Source organism: Serratia sp. NPDC087055 (assembly GCF_044900985.1).
Lineage (GTDB): Bacteria > Pseudomonadota > Gammaproteobacteria > Enterobacterales > Enterobacteriaceae > Serratia.
Genome location: NZ_JBJDOG010000001.1, coordinates 868,031 through 885,359 on the forward strand (window position 1 = coordinate 868,031; position 17,329 = coordinate 885,359).

The following is a 17,329-nucleotide window of genomic DNA, read 5'->3' on the forward strand; positions in this document are numbered from 1 at the left end:
TGGCTAGAATGAATGAAGTCATACTAACAACCTGTTAATAAAGGCGGAATCTGTGGAGTTTATATCTGTTTATGGCCTATTTCTGGCCAAAGTCGCGACGGTAGTGATTGCCATCGCTGCGCTGGCCTTGCTGGCGGTCAGCCTGGGGCAACGTAAGAACCGACAGAAAGGGGAACTGCAGCTTACTGACCTTGGAGAGCAGTACCGCGATATGCAGCGCGACATGCGTCTGGCACGTATGGGCGAGGCGGAACAAAAGGCGTGGCTCAAGCAGTTTAAAAAGCAGACCAAAGCCGACGATAAACTGAAGAAACAGCGGGCTAAAGCAGGGGCCGTTGAAGCCGCCAAACCTTGCCTGTATGTGCTGGATTTCAAAGGCAGCATGGATGCCCATGAAGTCACCTCATTGCGCGAGGAGGTCTCGGCCGTGCTGGCGGTAGCGACACCGAAGGACGAAGTTCTGCTACGACTGGAAAGCCCGGGTGGTGTAGTGCACGGATACGGGTTGGCCTCATCGCAACTGGCGCGTTTGCGTACCGGCGGGATTCGTCTCACGGTGGCTGTAGATAAGGTCGCGGCCAGTGGCGGCTATATGATGGCATGTGTGGCGGATCGTATTGTGGCCGCACCCTTTGCAATTATCGGTTCAATCGGCGTTGTGGCGCAGATCCCTAACTTCCACCGCTTGTTGAAAAAGAATGATATTGATGTTGAATTGCACACCGCCGGCGAGTTCAAACGCACGCTGACGTTGTTTGGCGAAAATACGGAGCAGGGGCGTGAGAAGTTCCGTGAAGATCTGAACGAAACTCATGTGCTGTTTAAAGAGTTCGTTCACCAGCAGCGCCCATCACTGGATATTGACAGCGTAGCGACCGGTGAGCATTGGTTCGGTACGCAAGCGAAAGAGAAGGGACTCATCGACGCGATTGGTACCAGTGACGATTTGCTGATTGCTGAAATGGAAAACCATGAGGTGATCGGGGTGCGTTATGCACGCCGTAAACGCATGATGGACCGTTTTACCGGCAGTGCGGCGGAAAGTGTCGACCGTCTGTTATTGCGCTGGTGGCAACGGGGCGAAAAGCCGTTGCTTTAAGCGAAACGATTAAACAGGAGGGGGCTTAGGCCCCCTTTTTTATGCTTAATCGACCAGGTGATATTTATCAGAGAACACGTGGGCCAAGTGTTTAAACATATTAAATACGGCGGTAGTTTTTGCCGTTGGCAATCCATCTTGGTCCAAAAAGAATTCACCACGGAAAACTAAAACGCTGCCTTTTTGTTCAACCTCAGTGGCAATCATGCCATGCATATAATCATCATGGTGACGAATAAGATTATTTGCTTCTTGCAGTAAGGTTTCGCGATCAATGGGTGAGGTATTAGTGCGCATTTATTACACTCCAATCATAAATTCTGGACATATTCTAACGCCAGTTCGCATTTATCCGCAAACAGACTAAGGTTTATTTGCCGTCTGGATGTCTAGCGGTATCTGTCGATTGGCGAAATCTGCCTTTCCGTGCTAATTAGGTTGCGTGACGCTTTTTATCAGGTACAGTGTGGGATTTTGCGGCGTCAGGTGGAAGGTTTTGTTTACGCCATGAATGAGTCTCACACAGCCATACTTCTGGGGCATGGGTGAATTGCAGGCAGGATCAACAACTTGCGTTCAGGTTGAGCAGTTAAGCAACCAATAGAAAAAAACATGTTGATCTCTTGCCAGACTGCCGCAATATAAAAAAGAGATATGAACCGCTGCGGCACGGCGAGATAAAAGACTTCTTTTTAGAAGAAATAAAATTAGGTAAAGGTAAATATGGGTAAAGCTCTAGTAATAGTTGAGTCCCCGGCAAAAGCCAAAACTATTAATAAATATTTAGGTAATGACTACGTGGTGAAGTCCAGCGTCGGTCATATCCGTGATTTGCCGACCAGTGGCTCAGCCAGCAAAAAGAGCGCTGACTCAACCGAAGACAAAGCCAAGAAGAAAGTTAAAGTTAAAAAGGATGAGAAGGCGGCGCTGGTAAATCGTATGGGCGTCGATCCTTACCATGGTTGGGCTGCGCAATACGAAATCCTGCCGGGTAAAGAAAAAGTTGTCGCCGAGTTAAAGTCGTTAGCGGAAAACGCCGACCACATTTATCTCGCAACGGACCTTGACCGCGAAGGGGAAGCCATTGCCTGGCACCTGCGGGAAGTTATCGGGGGTGACGACAAACGCTTTAGCCGTGTGGTATTTAACGAAATCACCAAGAACGCGATCCAAAACGCGTTCAAACAGCCGGGTGAGCTGAATATTGACCGTGTTAACGCACAGCAGGCGCGCCGCTTTATGGACCGCGTTGTGGGTTATATGGTTTCGCCACTGCTGTGGAAAAAAATTGCCCGTGGCCTGTCTGCCGGGCGAGTGCAATCCGTTGCTGTTCGGTTGGTGGTGGAGCGTGAGCGCGACATCAAAGCCTTCGTACCGGAAGAGTACTGGGAGCTGCACGCAGATCTGTTAGCGAAGGGTGACACCACGTTGCAGATGGAAGTGACGCATGCCCACGACAAACCGTTCAAGCCGGTTAATCGTGAGCAGACGCATGCAGCACTTAAACTGCTGGAAAAAGCCCGCTACACCGTACTGGATCGCGAAGATAAGCCGACCAGCAGCAAACCGGGTGCACCTTACATTACGTCCACATTGCAGCAAGCGGCCAGTACCCGTTTGAGCTTTGGCGTGAAGAAAACCATGATGATGGCCCAGCGCCTGTATGAAGCAGGTCACATCACCTATATGCGTACCGACTCCACCAACCTGAGCCAGGATGCGCTCAACATGGTGCGTGGTTATATCGGTGATAACTTCGGCGACAAATACTTGCCGAAGGCACCGAACCAGTACAGCAGTAAAGAAAACTCGCAGGAAGCGCATGAGGCCATCCGTCCGTCGGATGTCAATGTGCTGGCTGAACAGTTGAAAGATATGGAAGCGGATGCGCAAAAGCTGTATCAGCTGATTTGGCGGCAGTTTGTGGCCTGTCAGATGACGCCAGCGCAGTACGATTCCACCACGCTGTCGGTAAAAGCCGGTGATTTCCAGCTGCGCGCCAAGGGCCGTACGCTGCGTTTCGACGGTTGGACCAAAGTGATGCCTGCTCTGCGTAAGGGTGATGAAGATCGTACCTTGCCGTTTGTTGAGGTAGGCAGCGAACTTGAACTGCAAAAACTGATCCCAAGTCAGCACTTCACCAAGCCGCCAGCGCGTTACAGCGAAGCGTCATTGGTAAAAGAGTTGGAAAAACGGGGTATCGGTCGTCCATCGACCTACGCGTCAATCATTTCAACCATTCAGGATCGTGGCTATGTGCGTGTTGAAAACCGCCGTTTCTACGCAGAAAAAATGGGCGAGATCGTGACTGACCGTCTGGAAGAAAACTTCCGCGAGCTGATGAACTATGACTTCACCGCCCGCATGGAAGACGGCCTGGATCAGGTAGCGAATAACCACGCAGAATGGAAAGCGGTACTGGATGAGTTCTTTGCCGAGTTCAGCGAGCAGCTAGACACGGCAGAAAAAGATCCTGAAGAAGGCGGCATGCGCCCGAATCAAATGGTAATGACCAGTATTGACTGCCCAACCTGTGGTCGTCAGATGGGCATTCGCACGGCAAGTACGGGCGTGTTCCTGGGGTGTTCTGGTTATGCGTTGCCGCCGAAAGAACGCTGTAAAACCACCATTAACCTGGTGCCGGAAACCGAAGTACTGAACATTCTTGAAGGGGATGACGCGGAAACCAACGCGTTGCGTGCCCGCCGTCGCTGCCAGAAATGCGGCACGGCAATGGACAGCTACCTGATCGATAACCAGCGTAAATTGCATGTGTGCGGTAACAACCCGGCTTGTGATGGTTATGAGATCGAAGAGGGCGAGTTCCGCCTGAAAGGGTATGATGGTCCAGTCGTTGAGTGCGATAAATGTGGCTCTGAAATGCACCTGAAAATGGGGCGTTTTGGTAAGTACATGGGTTGTACCAACGAGACATGCAAAAATACGCGCAAGATCCTGCGTAACGGCGACGTAGCACCACCCAAGGAAGATCCGGTTCCATTACCGGAGCTGCCATGCGAAAAGTCAGATGCTTACTTTGTTCTGCGTGACGGTGCGGCCGGCGTCTTCCTGGCTGCCAACACGTTCCCTAAATCGCGCGAGACCCGTGCGCCGTTGGTCGAAGAGTTGGCCCGCTTCAAGGATCGCTTGCCTGAAAAATTGCGTTATCTGGCCGATGCGCCCGTAGCGGATGCCGAAGGCAACAAGACCATGGTGCGCTTTAGCCGCAAGACCAAGCAACAGTATGTCTCTTCTGAGAAAGACGGAAAAGCCACCGGCTGGTCTGCTTTCTACATAGATGGCAAATGGGTTGAAGGTAAAAAGTAAACTTGCAGCCTGAATGCAATATAAAAACCAGCCCCTGTGGCTGGTTTTTTTTATTGGCTAAAGCTGAGAACGGATCTATCCTTTGCTGTTTTTTCCCTCCTGGGCCGGGGATTTCATATTGATCGCAATGCAAAATAATCGTTACCAGAGTGTGACACGGATCTATACTTGAAGCTGTGGCATGATATAATGGTTATATAAAAAGTTTTTTTATGATTAAAGCTTATTAATAACGGCGGTTTATTCATCACTTGGATGAGGCACTGTGTTTAAGGCTTGTTACTTTTCAGCATACCGGGGCGACACCGATATACCTGGCTGCGGCTCAACGCAGTGTTTAACCTAGGATGGTATAAGATATGAAATTGCAGCAGCTTCGTTACATCGTGGAAGTGGTTAACCACAACCTGAATGTCTCCTCGACGGCAGAAGGGCTTTATACCTCGCAACCCGGTATCAGCAAGCAGGTGCGGATGCTGGAAGATGAACTGGGCATTCAGATTTTCGCGCGTAGCGGAAAACACCTGACTCAGGTGACGCCAGCAGGTCTGGAAATCATCCGTATTGCACGTGAAGTGTTGTCCAAGGTGGATGCGATTAAAGCCGTCGCCGGCGAGCATACCTACCCGGATAAAGGCTCATTGTACGTTGCGACCACGCATACCCAAGCGCGGTATGCATTGCCTAACGTGATCAAAGGCTTTATTGAACGCTATCCGCGTGTTTCGTTGCATATGCACCAGGGGTCGCCGACGCAAATTGCGGAAGCGGTCTCCAAAGGCACCGCAGACTTTGCCATTGCCACAGAAGCGCTGCATCTTTACGACGATTTAATTATGCTGCCGTGCTACCACTGGAACCGCGCGGTAGTCGTGAAACCCGATCATCCATTAGCGGGCAAAGGCCATATCACCATTGAAGAACTGGCTGCTTATCCGATTGTCACATATACCTTCGGTTTCACGGGGCGCTCTGAGCTGGATACCGCGTTTAACCGTGCTGGCCTGACGCCACGTATCGTATTCACGGCGACTGACGCCGACGTGATTAAAACCTATGTTCGCCTTGGGCTGGGTGTTGGTGTTATCGCCAGTATGGCAGTTGACCCGGTACAAGATCCGGATCTGGTGACAGTGGATGCGCGCGATATCTTCACCTTCAGTACCACGAAGATTGGCTTCCGCCGGAGTACCTTCCTGCGTAGCTATATGTACGATTTCATCCAGCGTTTTGCGCCACATCTGACGCGTGACGTGGTCGATAATGCAGTTGCGCTACGCTCGAATGAAGAGATCGAAGCGATGTTTAAAGACATCAAGCTGCCGGAAAAGTAAGCCGTTGGGTTAATCACGGGTAATCTGAGAGGGGCCCCCCTCTCAGTGTTACATTCTGCTCTTCGTTCTATGCAGCTTGTTTATCATTATCTCATTCACTTCTCACGCGTACTGAGCGGTTTTTACCTCTTCTCTTCATCACCCATCGCTAATGTGTCAGGTAGCGGATGTTGCCAGTTTCTGTTGCACGCTACGCAGGGTACGTCGCCTTATCCAACCGCTGGCCGGGCGAATGGCTGCCCAATAGCAGGCGAACCGTGCTTTTACCTGGGGTGTCGGGCACCAGACGAAGGTTTCGGTGCTAAGCGTTGCCAAACCTGCACTGTCCTGAGTGACACTAAAGCGTAATACCAGTTTGGCTGCATCAGGCGCAGTAAAACGGTGAAATTCTTCCGCGGTTTCCAGTTTTTTCACGTCTAACATTGGGCGCCAAAAACGGCCGGTCAACCCCAGTGAAACCTCATGACTGCCATGATGCAGCAAGGTAAAGGTATCGAAACCAAACGCAGCCGGCTGTTCTGTTTTCTTTATTCTGGTGAGCGACTGCCAGAATTTACCGGGTAACTGACGAAGCATCAGCAAACGACGGATGATGGGATCTTCTGTCATATCCAGGGAAAGTACGGCTTGGATAATAGCTTCAGGGGATGCATGGATAGGTTCTGATTGGTGCTGTTCATAAAAGCTGAACGCGGGAAGATACGGCGAAGCACCTTTCCATTGTTGACACTCCCGTTCACTGACGAACCCCAAAAATGCCACTGTGCTCTCCTGGGTTTAAAATATTATGCTGTCATCACCAACAAATATCTGCTGATGCTAGCTTACATTGTCCAAATGCCAGCACAATCAATAAAGTAGTTCTCTATACCCGCCGTGGATGTTTACTTCCAATTTGGACATGTGTTACCCAAGCAACTTTCGCTGACTTAATGTTCTGTGTTGACACCCCGACGCAGTCAGTGGCGCTTACCAGACTGATGACACGGTCGCCTCCAATATTAACAGATTCTGTATTGATAACAGACTATCGAACTGCCGCAGCGGTAATTCACGTTTAGTGAGGTGGTTAAATACTCTGAGGTAATGACTGCCGCTAACGATATGAGGTTCAAAAGAACCCCCATGCTTCCCAATCAATATAGGCCGCCTTGTATATAGCGAAGGCGGCCTGAGTATTAAGATTCTGCACCCAGAGCGGCTAATTGCGCTACTTTTAATCCTGAACCTTCAGCACCACTGGCCGTACACATCCATCCCGGTGAGAGGTTTGCTAGCGCCTCTCGCTTCAGAATGAGGGTGCCTTTTTGAATGACACCGCTAATTTCGGTATAGCTGGTATCAACATAAATAATGGCGGGGGAGGTTTTACCGATGCTGATATTATTGCCTGTCGCAGCAATATATTCTTGCCCGACCACTACGTTATGTACTGCGCTGCAGTTGGCACCCGGGAGCGTCAAATTGCCAAAGATATGGCATCCGGCAACGCTGATTCTTTGTGCAGTTGCTCCAGCGGTAAGGTTACCAGTTATCTGACTATTGCTAATCTTGAGCCCGCCAGCGGAGCCGAGTGGTGCACTGGCCGGTGCTGTGACCGTAACATCACCATTTATCCTGCAATTGGTGACTAGGGTCGATCCTGACATCACCGCGGTTCTCAAGTAATTCAGCACGCTGTTACTGATCTGGTAATCACCCTGAATATTGCCTGATATATACAGGCCACCGCAGATGGAGTTATCGAGTTTGATGCGTCCATTACCAGTAGTTATCATATCGTAAGGATAAATATCACCTGAAAGGCGGTTACAACCGTTGATGATTATTTGAGCATATGGACCATACGAAACTGCTTGCGTGAAATTGCTAATGCCGCATTCGGTTAGCCAAACTTCCCCTCCTATCTTGATAAAGGTGCCTAACGGCCAATGACCTTCAGCCAAGCTACCACCAGGACGTTCAGCATGGATCCGCGTAAAGTGCATTTGTATGCCGCCGCGAACCTCAACAAATGGCGTAACGTTGTTCAGCTCGAAAGAGCCGTCAAAAAAGCGATTGAAGTTGCTTTGATCGCCAGGGCGAGTGCTCATGATTAATAACGGTGGGAAAGCAGTCGCATCTGGGTTGGCGATATCATCAAGGCTAGTGTAGCTGTAGCCATCCTTCATACGGCCAGACGCAAAAACGGAAACGCGATTGAAGTTGTTATCGAAGGCATTATCGAGGTACAACGCTGAACCTCGGAAGTTTTGTATAGCGACATCTTCCCACAAGGTGGCAATGGTGCGGCAATAAACGCCATGACAATATGCTCGACCTTTTTCGTCTTGAGTAGGGTCAACAATACTGGTGCCAATTCCTTGCACCATCAGGTTGCGTAGTGTGAGCTGCTGGAATCCGAAGGGTTCTCCCCAACAATGAATTGCACCATAGTCGCCGTAACCAGCGCTACGTGGGATATTAAAATCTAGTACGGTACCTGAAGCACCGTGTCCACCTTGACCTTCCAAAAACCAGTCTTTGCTGTAATCCAGTATTATTGGTTTTTTAAAGTTCAATGTTCCACGTGGAAACACAATTTTGGCTACGTTACCACTGATAGTCGAAGCATAGCTGAGCAACAAGTCCATTGCATTGTCCCAGTTGTTCTTAGCTGTCTTGAACCAGGCAAGTTGAAGCGTATTACCGTCTCTAATCAGGTGCCAGCGTTTACCGGTATTAGTGACTACCACTAATGTGCCGTCATCAGGCGTGTTGTCGCCTGCCTTATATACATAAAAAAGTATGCGTTCTGCAGTACTGCGTAACAGAATTACCTGTCCCTCTGATTCGGGTTCTGTAGTCCTTAATGCCTCGACGTTGGCAAGGGTATTGATCTTAGTTTCGGCCATGTTTTTCTTCTCAGGTAGTGAGGTAGCGATATGCATAACAGGTGCAGCCTGATGGTTACACCGGTTGCATGAGTTTGCCCAAGAAGAGTAATGCCGGAGGAAAGAAAGTACACTTTGTTCCCGTCCTATCAGGAGTAACCAAACATTCACGGTTAACTTATTGAGCTATCACTGGTTCTTTCAGTTGATTGCTTCTGCCTATCGTTATGATCAAAACGTGTTGTTATCAAAACGTTACATCGTCTTTGTGTTATCTTTAAATAAGACCTCAGTGATTACCCTGTTTTAGACATAATAAGAAATGGAGGAGCTATGTCGTCCGATCTTCGTGAAACGAGTATGGATAAGCTGGTTGCGCTGAATAGCGAGTATGGCTATTACAGTCTGCCACTGGCGGCGAGACAGTTGGGTGATATCGACCGGCTGCCAAAATCAATGAAAGTGCTGTTGGAAAACCTGCTGCGCCATGTGGATGGTGACACCGTGCAGGTTGACGATCTGAAGGCTATCGTTGGCTGGTTGAAGACCGGCCATGCCGACCGGGAGATTGCCTATCGTCCGGCTCGCGTCCTGATGCAGGACTTTACTGGCGTGCCTGCGGTGGTAGATTTAGCTGCAATGCGCGAAGCGGTACAACGCTTGGGCGGCAATGTTGACCAGGTTAACCCGCTTTCACCTGTCGATCTGGTCATTGACCATTCGGTCACCGTCGATGAATTTGGCGATGACGACGCGTTTGAAGAAAACGTGCGTATCGAAATGGCGCGTAACCACGAACGTTATACCTTCCTGCGTTGGGGACAAAAAGCCTTCAACCGTTTCCGTGTCGTTCCACCCGGCACCGGTATCTGCCACCAGGTTAACCTGGAATATCTTGGCCAAACGGTATGGCACACCGACGAAAGCGGCCAGCGTATAGCCTATCCAGATACTCTGGTCGGTACCGACTCCCATACCACCATGATCAACGGCCTGGGTATTCTTGGCTGGGGGGTTGGGGGGATCGAAGCTGAAGCAGCAATGCTTGGACAGCCGGTATCAATGCTAATCCCGGACGTTGTGGGTTTTAAACTTACCGGCAAGCTTAGCGAAGGTATCACCGCCACTGACCTGGTGTTAACCGTAACGCAGATGTTGCGTAAGCACGGTGTCGTGGGCAAGTTCGTTGAATTCTACGGTGACGGCCTTGCCGATCTGCCGCTGGCTGACCGTGCAACCATTGCCAATATGTCGCCAGAGTTTGGTGCCACCTGCGGCTTCTTCCCGGTGGATGAGGTGACGTTGGGCTATATGAAGCTCAGTGGACGCAGTGATGAGCAAATTGCGCTGGTGGAAGCTTACGCCAAAGCGCAGGGCATGTGGCGTAATCCTGGCGACGAGCCGGTGTTTACCAGTACTCTGGCGCTGGATATGTCGACGGTCGTTGCCAGCCTGGCCGGACCGAAGCGTCCACAGGATCGTGTAGCACTGCCCGATGTGCCAAAGGCGTTCAATGCTGCAACTGAACTGGATATTGGCGGCCAGCAGCATGCGTCGGAATTCAAACCCTTTACGCTCAATGGACAGGCGCACGATCTGCATAATGGCGCGGTTGTTATTGCGGCCATTACCTCCTGTACCAACACCTCGAACCCAAGCGTGATGATGGCGGCAGGCCTGTTGGCGAAGAATGCGGTGAAAAAAGGCTTACGCACCAAGCCTTGGGTCAAAACGTCATTAGCCCCGGGCTCCAAAGTGGTAACCGACTATTTTGACAGTGCGAAGCTGACATCATACCTGGAAGAACTGGGCTTTAATTTGGTCGGCTATGGTTGCACAACCTGTATCGGTAACTCCGGGCCCTTACCAGAGCCGATAGAACAGGCTATTAAAGCAGGCGACTTGACCGTGGGCGCGGTGCTGTCAGGCAACCGCAACTTTGAAGGCCGCATACATCCGCTGGTGAAAACCAACTGGTTGGCTTCTCCACCGCTGGTGGTCGCTTACGCGCTCGCGGGCAGCATGAAGATCGACCTTACCAAGGATCCGCTGGGTGAAGGGCACGATGGCAAGCCGGTGTACCTGAGAGATATTTGGCCGAGCAGTAAAGACATTGCCCAAGCGGTGGAAGAGGTTCGTACCGACATGTTCCACAAGGAGTATGGGGCCGTATTTGACGGTGATGCCAACTGGCAGTCGATTCAGGTTGCCGGATCCGCCACCTATCAGTGGCAGGCAGACTCCACCTACATTCGTCATCCGCCGTTCTTTAGTACCATGAAAGTGCAGCCGGATCCGGTGCAGGACATCAAGGACGCGCGTATTTTGGCCATCCTGGCCGACTCCGTGACCACCGACCATATTTCCCCTGCGGGGAATATCAAGCGTGACAGCCCGGCAGGGCGCTACTTGAGTGAGCATGGCGTTGCGCCGCTGGACTTCAACTCGTATGGCTCTCGCCGTGGTAACCATGAGGTGATGATGCGCGGTACCTTTGCCAATATCCGCATCCGCAATGAAATGGTGCCGGGTGTTGAAGGCGGTTACACCCGGCATATTCCGTCACAGAATCAGCTGTCCATCTACGATGCGGCTATGCAGTATCAACAGGAAAATGTACCGCTGGCGGTGATTGCCGGTAAAGAATATGGGTCTGGTTCCAGCCGTGACTGGGCGGCGAAAGGTCCTCGCTTATTGGGCGTTCGGGTTGTGATTGCCGAGTCCTTTGAACGTATTCACCGGTCTAACCTGATTGGCATGGGCATTCTGCCACTGGAGTTCCCTGCTGGTGTGACACGTAAAACCTTGGGCCTGAGCGGGGATGAGCAGATTAGCGTTAGCGGTTTACAAACGCTGAAACCGGGACAGACGGTGCCGGTGTTGATTACGTATGCCGATGGACGCAAGGAAGTGGTTAATACCCGTTGCCGTATCGATACCGGCAATGAGCTGACCTACTATGAAAATGATGGCATTCTGCATTATGTGATCAGGAAAATGCTGTAATAAAAAGGGCGCCTTTCGTGGCGCCCTTATTTTTCCAGAGAAGAAATCACTTTTGGTCCAGTAAATGGCCCATCTTCTCAGCCTTGGTGGCCAGGTAACGCTCGTTTTTCGGGTTACGACCCACGATCAACGGAACACGTTCGGTGATGTTGATACCGGCTTCAGTCAGGATCTCAACCTTTTTAGGATTATTGGTCAGTAAACGGACCTCATCCACACCCAGCAGTTTGAACATGTCTGCACACAGGGTGAAGTCGCGCTCATCTGCGGCAAAACCCAGCTGGTGGTTGGCTTCGACGGTATCCGCGCCCTTATCCTGCAAGGCGTAAGCCCGAATTTTATTCAGCAAACCGATATTGCGACCTTCCTGGCGGTGGTAGAGCAAAATACCGCGGCCTTCTTCTGCAATATGCTCCAGCGCAGCTTCCAATTGAAAACCACAGTCACAGCGTAAGCTGAACAATGCATCACCGGTCAGGCACTCAGAATGCACGCGTGAGAGTACCGGCTTCGTACCAGAAATATCACCGAAGACCAGAGCCAGGTGATCGTGCCCGGTAGCCAGTTCTTCGAATCCTACCATCAGGAAATCGCCCCAAGGTGTTGGCAATTTGGCCTCTGCCACCCGTTTAAGCTGCATGTTACTCTCCACAAATACTTCCGATTCAATCATGGTTGGGCATCCTACGTCCGGCACAGTGAACTGACCAGGATTAAAATGCGCAACGACGATCGGCATTTCGTTAATTATCGGCTATTTTGCCATAACTTCTTGCCCTGAGGTGCTCAGCAAATCAGCATCCGATGTTTTCAGCCAACTATTATTGCAATAGGTTTTCTATCTGTTTAATTTTTCGAGTGTTATCAATATTGCAAGATTGTTACACTGCCAATTGGCTTAGACAAAGGGCGATTGGAATGTTTGAGATAGCAAAGCGTACGGCAGCAGGGGCGATAATATTGTTGTTGATGCCGTTAGCGGCATGGATTTCCGGGTGGCAATGGTTGCCGGGCGGTGACGGGCGGCTATTGAAAGGCCTGTATTGGATAACCGAAACGGTCACGTCACCGTGGGGCATTCTGACCAGTATTATCCTCGCAGCCTGGTTCTTGTGGTGTCTGCGTTTTCGCATCAAGCCAGCCATCGGCCTGCTGGTTTTGCTGAGTGCGTCGATTTTGATCGGGCAGGGCGTTAAGTCAATGATTAAAGATCGGGTGCAGGAGCCACGTCCCTTTGTGTTATGGCTGGAGTCAGCCCATCAGATTGACGAGAAATACTTTTACTCGCTCAACCGCAAAGAGCGGAGCGCGTTAGTGAAAGAGCAGTTACAAGATCATACACTTGTGCCTGCATGGTTACGTGAGCATTGGCAATTTGAGACCGGCTTTGCGTTCCCTTCGGGTCATACAATGTTTGCTGCCAGTTGGGCGCTGCTGGGCGTAGGGCTGTTATGGCCACGTCGGCATTATAAGACTGTCGCGGTATTGATGCTGTGGGCAACGGGGGTCATGGGCAGTCGTTTATTGTTGGGTATGCACTGGCCGCGTGACTTGGTGATGGCGACGCTGATCAGTTGGCTGTTGGTGACGATTGCCTGCTGGCTGGCACAGCGCTGGTTTGGGCCTTTGACTCCGCCCCCGCAAGAGCAGCATGAAATCGCGGAAAGAACGGCGACAAAATAATTATAAGTGACCATGTCACATAATGCGGTGTCGCACTGACGCCGCATTAACCGCTTACATATACCTTCATTGCAATTCGCATCAATGTCCCCATATCCTTATTAATCCATTATTTTGAGAAGCTTTCTCATTAATTTGTTCGGGAGCGTCGTTTACTGTCGAATATGCCAGCAGATATGTGGTTTTATCGTGCCGCAGGGTTTCCCTGCCACGATGGGAAATGCTAACTTAATGGTTAGGGACGCCACGCATTGGCATAATTCATCCGATTAACTCGGCATCGCGGGAAAGAATGTGAAATATTTGCTGATTTTTTTGTTGGTTCTGGTGATTTTCGTGATTTCTGTCACGTTGGGCGCGCATAACGATCAGGTTGTGAGTTTTAATTACCTGGTTGCGCAGGGCGACTATCGCGTATCGACCCTGTTGGCGGCGTTGTTTGGTGCTGGTTTTGTTCTCGGTTGGGTCATTTGTGGCCTGTTTTATTTGCGCACCCGTATTGCATTGGGGCGGGCCGAACGCAAAATCAAAAGGCTGGAACTGCAGCTTGAACAACCTGCTGAGCCGGTAGCTCAGTCCGTTGTCAGCAAGGAATAATCTTCTATGTTAGAGCTGCTGTTTCTGTTGCTGCCCGTGGCTGCCGCGTACGGTTGGTACATGGGGCGCAGAAGTGCTCAACAGGATAAACAACAGGAAGCCAACCGTCTGTCGCGCGAGTACGTGGCTGGGGTTAACTTCCTGCTCTCCAATCAGCAAGATAAAGCGGTTGATCTGTTCCTTGATATGTTGAAAGAGGACAGTAACACCGTTGAAGCACACCTGACACTGGGTAACCTGTTCCGTTCGCGCGGTGAAGTAGACCGTGCCATCCGTATCCACCAAGCGCTGATGGAAAGCGCCTCTCTCACCTTCGAACAACGCCTGCTGGCTATCCAACAGTTGGGCCGCGACTACATGGCTGCCGGTATGTACGATCGCGCCGAAGACATGTTCGGCCAACTGGTCGGTGAAGAGGATTTTCGCCTCTCTGCGTTGCAGCAGTTGTTGGCGATCCATCAGGCGACCAGCGACTGGCTGAGCGCCATTGACGTGGCGGAAAAACTGGTCAAGTTGGGCAAAGACAAGCAACGTACCGAGATCGCACATTTCTATTGCGAGCTGGCGCTGCAGGCCATGGGCAGCGACGATCTCGATAAAGCGATGGGCTTGCTGAAGCGGGCGGCCTCGGCTGACAAACAGTGTGCTCGCGTATCGATTATGGTTGGCCGCATTTATATGGCGCAGGGTGAATATGCCAAAGCGGTAGAGTCGTTACAGCGGGTGTTGAGCCAGGATAAAGAACTGGTTAGCGAAACCCTGCCGATGCTGCATGAGTGTTACCAACATTTGGAACAAAAGCAGGATTGGGCGGACTTCCTCAAGCGTTGCGTGGAAGAAAACACCGGCGCCACCGCCGAATTAATGCTGGCAGAGATTATTGAACAGCATGAAGGGCGTGACGTGGTGCAGGTGTATATCAACCGCCAGTTACAGCGCCATCCGACAATGAGAGTATTTTACCGCTTGATGGATTATCACCTGGCGGATGCGGAAGACGGGCGTGCAAAAGAGAGCCTGTTGCTGCTGCGGGATATGGTTGGGGAACAAATACGGACCAAGCCGCGTTACCGCTGCCATAAATGTGGTTTTACTGCACATTCCCTGTATTGGCATTGCCCGTCATGCCGAGCCTGGTCATCGGTTAAGCCTATCCGTGGGTTGGATGGGCAATAATGCACAATAAAAAACGGGGCTATTTAGCCCCGTTTTTTATTGTGCTGGTGCAGCTTTATTTTTTCTTGCTGGCTTTCACGCCACCTTTCAGTAACTGACGCAGTTTTTTCAATTCTTTCTGGTTCAAAGGTTGTTCGATTTCCTCTTCAATCCCCTGATTATCGATTTCGCCATGGTGTAACTCCGGCGATTTCTTAGCGGCTTTTTCTGCTTTAGCCGGTAAGTCGAAGCTGTGTTCAAGGCGTTGACAAACCTCAGCGCTCAAAGAAAGTTGGTTATCGGCGGCAATGGCACGAATTTTTTCTTTGAGTTCCAGAGGGATTTTAATCGTTAGTGTAGATATCTCGCTCATTTTGAAGCCTTTATGCGGGAAGATTGCCTTCAAGCTAAGCCAGTCATGAGTGAGTGTCCAGTGTGTAATAAAAATTTAATATTTCTGTAACACTGAGGAGGGGGAATAACGCGCGATATTGAAGGGATAAAGCGGTAGAGCCCGGTAGACCGGGCCCCATACTGAAGTGCTTATTTATAGATAACCGCAGTGCCACTCAGCATGTTATTACCGCCGGCAGAAATGATGCGATAACTGCTTGCACCTTGCGCATCGGCTTTAGCGGCCAACTTGGCTTCCAGGCTGCTCAGCGTCGTAGCATGACCGGCAGAAACAACACCGGAAGCGGTCAGGCTGGTTGCCTGTTGCATATCCACCGGCTCAGCGGCCAGAGTGGCAAAAGAGGTCATAGCGACAACTGCGGCTGCTGCAAAATATTTGATGCTTTTCATATGAGACTCCAGTCTGTTTAATTAGGTTGGAAGGCGTTCGCTTCCGATGTGTTGAATAATAAAGCATCTGATTGGATTTAAAATCTGATAATGCTGAGTATCTTGTTCAAATTATATGAATGATAATTTACGCATCTTTACGGCGGTTTACATCAGCTGGGTTAAGGACGTCGGGGTGATATTGACGCTTGATGACGTATCAACGACTAACATTACTTAACGGCAGGGCGCGCTGTGGCTGGGATTTCTGTCGACTGACATGTAGAATGCGGCGTCAGTTTGGTAGGTTGTTGCCTATTTACGTCCATTTTACAGAAGGTAGAAGAAATGAAGTCTGAAAATAACATCAATAACAATGACTTAAAATCATCTCCGATTATCGTGGCGCTGGACTACGCAGATATTGGTGCTGCGCTGGCATTTGCTGATCGCATCGATCCACGAGACTGCCGGTTAAAAGTGGGCAAGGAAATGTTCACCCTGTTTGGGCCACAAGTCGTACGCGAGTTGCACGACCGCGGATTCGAGGTATTCCTGGATTTGAAATTCCACGATATTCCGAATACCACAGCCCATGCCGTAGCCGCAGCTGCCGAGCTGGGTGTCTGGATGGTGAATGTCCACGCCAGCGGCGGTGCACGTATGATGACAGCCGCGAAAGAAGCGTTGCTGCCTTACGGTGCCCAGGCACCGTTGTTGATTGCGGTTACTGTACTTACCAGCATGGAAGCAGAAGATCTGCAGGCTATCGGTATCGACCTTTCACCCGCTGAGCACGCGGAACGGCTTGCACGTCTGACCCGTGATTGTGGATTGGACGGCGTAGTGTGTTCGGCACATGAGGCTGAGCGCCTGAAAGCGGCGTGTGGTCAACAGTTCCAATTGGTAACGCCAGGCATTCGCCCGGAGGGCAGTGCCGCGGGCGATCAACGTCGTATCATGACCCCTGTACAGGCGCAGGCGGCTGGTGTCGATTATATGGTTATTGGGCGTCCGATCACCCAATCAGCCGATCCTGCCGCCACATTGAGCGCCATTCGCGCCTCACTGGCTTGAGGAAAAGATCATGAGTGATGATAACAGCCGGCTGGTCTATTCCACCGACACAGGGCGCATCAAGCAGGAAGAGAGTAAACCGCAGCGCGAAAAGGGCGACGGTATCGTGCGTATTCAACGCCAGACCAGCGGGCGAAAAGGTAAGGGTGTGTGTCTTATCTCGGGTGTGGATTTGGACGATGCAGCCTTGGATAAATTAGCCGCCGAGTTGAAGAAAAAGTGCGGTTGCGGCGGGTCAGTCAAGGATGGCGTCATTGAAATCCAAGGCGATAAGCGCGATTTGCTTAAACAGCTGCTGGAAGGCAAAGGAATGAAGGTCAAGCTGGCAGGCGGTTAACTGCATCTGGCGAACGGCCATGCCGCGATACCACACTGCGGCATGGCTTAAGGGTACT

At 50.8% G+C, this 17,329-nt stretch carries 15 protein-coding genes; 9 read left to right on the forward strand and 6 right to left on the reverse strand.

Going from position 1 to position 17,329, the window contains the following annotated elements:
- Positions 1-52 precede the first annotated feature (52 nt).
- Complete coding sequence (gene sohB, locus ACI2J2_RS04105; protein WP_209633822.1) at positions 53-1,099, forward strand: protease SohB; 1,047 nt, start codon at positions 53-55, stop codon at positions 1,097-1,099.
- 45 nt (positions 1,100-1,144) lie between these two features.
- On the opposite strand, the gene ACI2J2_RS04110 is transcribed toward sohB, so the two are convergent.
- The gene (locus ACI2J2_RS04110) at positions 1,145-1,396 is read right to left on the reverse strand and encodes a YciN family protein (RefSeq protein WP_037415813.1); all 252 of its coding nucleotides are present in this window, start codon (positions 1,394-1,396) and stop codon (positions 1,145-1,147) included.
- 426 nt (positions 1,397-1,822) lie between these two features.
- Between ACI2J2_RS04110 and topA the strand changes: the two genes are divergently transcribed.
- Positions 1,823-4,426 (forward strand): type I DNA topoisomerase, encoded by a 2,604-nt coding sequence (gene topA, locus ACI2J2_RS04115; protein ID WP_265553507.1) that lies wholly within the window; start codon positions 1,823-1,825, stop codon positions 4,424-4,426.
- A gap of 359 nt (positions 4,427-4,785) precedes the next feature.
- Positions 4,786-5,760, forward strand: a complete 975-nt coding sequence (gene cysB, locus ACI2J2_RS04120; protein ID WP_209633818.1) for an HTH-type transcriptional regulator CysB — start codon at positions 4,786-4,788, stop codon at positions 5,758-5,760.
- A 156-nt stretch (positions 5,761-5,916) separates the two neighbouring features.
- Here the strand turns inward: cysB and ACI2J2_RS04125 are convergent, their stop codons facing one another.
- Positions 5,917-6,522 (reverse strand): hypothetical protein, encoded by a 606-nt coding sequence (locus ACI2J2_RS04125; RefSeq protein ID WP_404759453.1) that lies wholly within the window; start codon positions 6,520-6,522, stop codon positions 5,917-5,919.
- Between the two features lie 416 nt (positions 6,523-6,938).
- Entirely contained in the window at positions 6,939-8,690 is a 1,752-nt protein-coding gene (locus ACI2J2_RS04130; RefSeq protein WP_404759454.1) for a hypothetical protein, read from the reverse strand.
- 276 nt (positions 8,691-8,966) lie between these two features.
- Here ACI2J2_RS04130 and acnA point away from each other — a divergent pair, with 276 nt between their 5' ends.
- Positions 8,967-11,639 (forward strand): aconitate hydratase AcnA, encoded by a 2,673-nt coding sequence (gene acnA, locus ACI2J2_RS04135; RefSeq protein WP_265553505.1) that lies wholly within the window; start codon positions 8,967-8,969, stop codon positions 11,637-11,639.
- A 46-nt stretch (positions 11,640-11,685) separates the two neighbouring features.
- On the opposite strand, the gene ribA is transcribed toward acnA, so the two are convergent.
- Entirely contained in the window at positions 11,686-12,279 is a 594-nt protein-coding gene (gene ribA / locus ACI2J2_RS04140; RefSeq protein ID WP_209633811.1) for a GTP cyclohydrolase II, read from the reverse strand.
- A gap of 278 nt (positions 12,280-12,557) precedes the next feature.
- Here ribA and pgpB point away from each other — a divergent pair, with 278 nt between their 5' ends.
- The 3 genes from pgpB (at position 12,558) to lapB (ending at position 15,095) form a co-directional block, all read left to right on the forward strand.
- Complete coding sequence (pgpB, locus tag ACI2J2_RS04145) at positions 12,558-13,322, forward strand: phosphatidylglycerophosphatase B (RefSeq protein WP_404759455.1); 765 nt, start codon at positions 12,558-12,560, stop codon at positions 13,320-13,322.
- Between the two features lie 294 nt (positions 13,323-13,616).
- Positions 13,617-13,919 carry a LapA family protein gene (locus tag ACI2J2_RS04150; RefSeq protein ID WP_404759456.1) on the forward strand — a complete coding sequence of 101 codons (303 nt, stop codon included), beginning with the start codon at positions 13,617-13,619 and terminating at the stop codon, positions 13,917-13,919.
- Positions 13,920-13,925: 6 nt separating this feature from the next.
- Positions 13,926-15,095, forward strand: a complete 1,170-nt coding sequence (gene lapB, locus ACI2J2_RS04155) for a lipopolysaccharide assembly protein LapB (RefSeq protein WP_209633805.1) — start codon at positions 13,926-13,928, stop codon at positions 15,093-15,095.
- 55 nt (positions 15,096-15,150) lie between these two features.
- Here the strand turns inward: lapB and ACI2J2_RS04160 are convergent, their stop codons facing one another.
- The gene (locus tag ACI2J2_RS04160; RefSeq protein WP_209634223.1) at positions 15,151-15,447 is read right to left on the reverse strand and encodes an Arc family DNA-binding protein; all 297 of its coding nucleotides are present in this window, start codon (positions 15,445-15,447) and stop codon (positions 15,151-15,153) included.
- Between the two features lie 170 nt (positions 15,448-15,617).
- Positions 15,618-15,878 carry a YdgH/BhsA/McbA-like domain containing protein gene (locus ACI2J2_RS04165; RefSeq protein WP_209633803.1) on the reverse strand — a complete coding sequence of 87 codons (261 nt, stop codon included), beginning with the start codon at positions 15,876-15,878 and terminating at the stop codon, positions 15,618-15,620.
- A 327-nt stretch (positions 15,879-16,205) separates the two neighbouring features.
- Between ACI2J2_RS04165 and pyrF the strand changes: the two genes are divergently transcribed.
- Positions 16,206-16,934 carry an orotidine-5'-phosphate decarboxylase gene (gene pyrF / locus ACI2J2_RS04170; RefSeq protein ID WP_265553499.1) on the forward strand — a complete coding sequence of 243 codons (729 nt, stop codon included), beginning with the start codon at positions 16,206-16,208 and terminating at the stop codon, positions 16,932-16,934.
- 10 nt (positions 16,935-16,944) lie between these two features.
- Positions 16,945-17,271, forward strand: coding sequence for a stress response translation initiation inhibitor YciH (yciH, locus tag ACI2J2_RS04175; protein ID WP_404759457.1), 327 nt, complete (start codon positions 16,945-16,947; stop codon positions 17,269-17,271).
- The last annotated feature ends 58 nt before the right edge of the window (positions 17,272-17,329 follow it).

Coding starts and splice junctions, on each gene's coding strand:
- ACI2J2_RS04110 (WP_037415813.1), bottom strand. CDS start 1,396: ATGCGCACTAATACCTCACCCATTGATCGCGAAACCTTACTGCAAGAA.
- topA (WP_265553507.1), top strand. CDS start 1,823: ATGGGTAAAGCTCTAGTAATAGTTGAGTCCCCGGCAAAAGCCAAAACT.
- cysB (WP_209633818.1), top strand. CDS start 4,786: ATGAAATTGCAGCAGCTTCGTTACATCGTGGAAGTGGTTAACCACAAC.
- ACI2J2_RS04130 (WP_404759454.1), bottom strand. CDS start 8,690: ATGCATATCGCTACCTCACTACCTGAGAAGAAAAACATGGCCGAAACT.
- acnA (WP_265553505.1), top strand. CDS start 8,967: ATGTCGTCCGATCTTCGTGAAACGAGTATGGATAAGCTGGTTGCGCTG.
- ribA (WP_209633811.1), bottom strand. CDS start 12,279: ATGCAGCTTAAACGGGTGGCAGAGGCCAAATTGCCAACACCTTGGGGC.
- pgpB (WP_404759455.1), top strand. CDS start 12,558: ATGTTTGAGATAGCAAAGCGTACGGCAGCAGGGGCGATAATATTGTTG.
- lapB (WP_209633805.1), top strand. CDS start 13,926: ATGTTAGAGCTGCTGTTTCTGTTGCTGCCCGTGGCTGCCGCGTACGGT.
- ACI2J2_RS04160 (WP_209634223.1), bottom strand. CDS start 15,447: ATGAGCGAGATATCTACACTAACGATTAAAATCCCTCTGGAACTCAAA.
- ACI2J2_RS04165 (WP_209633803.1), bottom strand. CDS start 15,878: ATGAAAAGCATCAAATATTTTGCAGCAGCCGCAGTTGTCGCTATGACC.
- pyrF (WP_265553499.1), top strand. CDS start 16,206: ATGAAGTCTGAAAATAACATCAATAACAATGACTTAAAATCATCTCCG.
- yciH (WP_404759457.1), top strand. CDS start 16,945: ATGAGTGATGATAACAGCCGGCTGGTCTATTCCACCGACACAGGGCGC.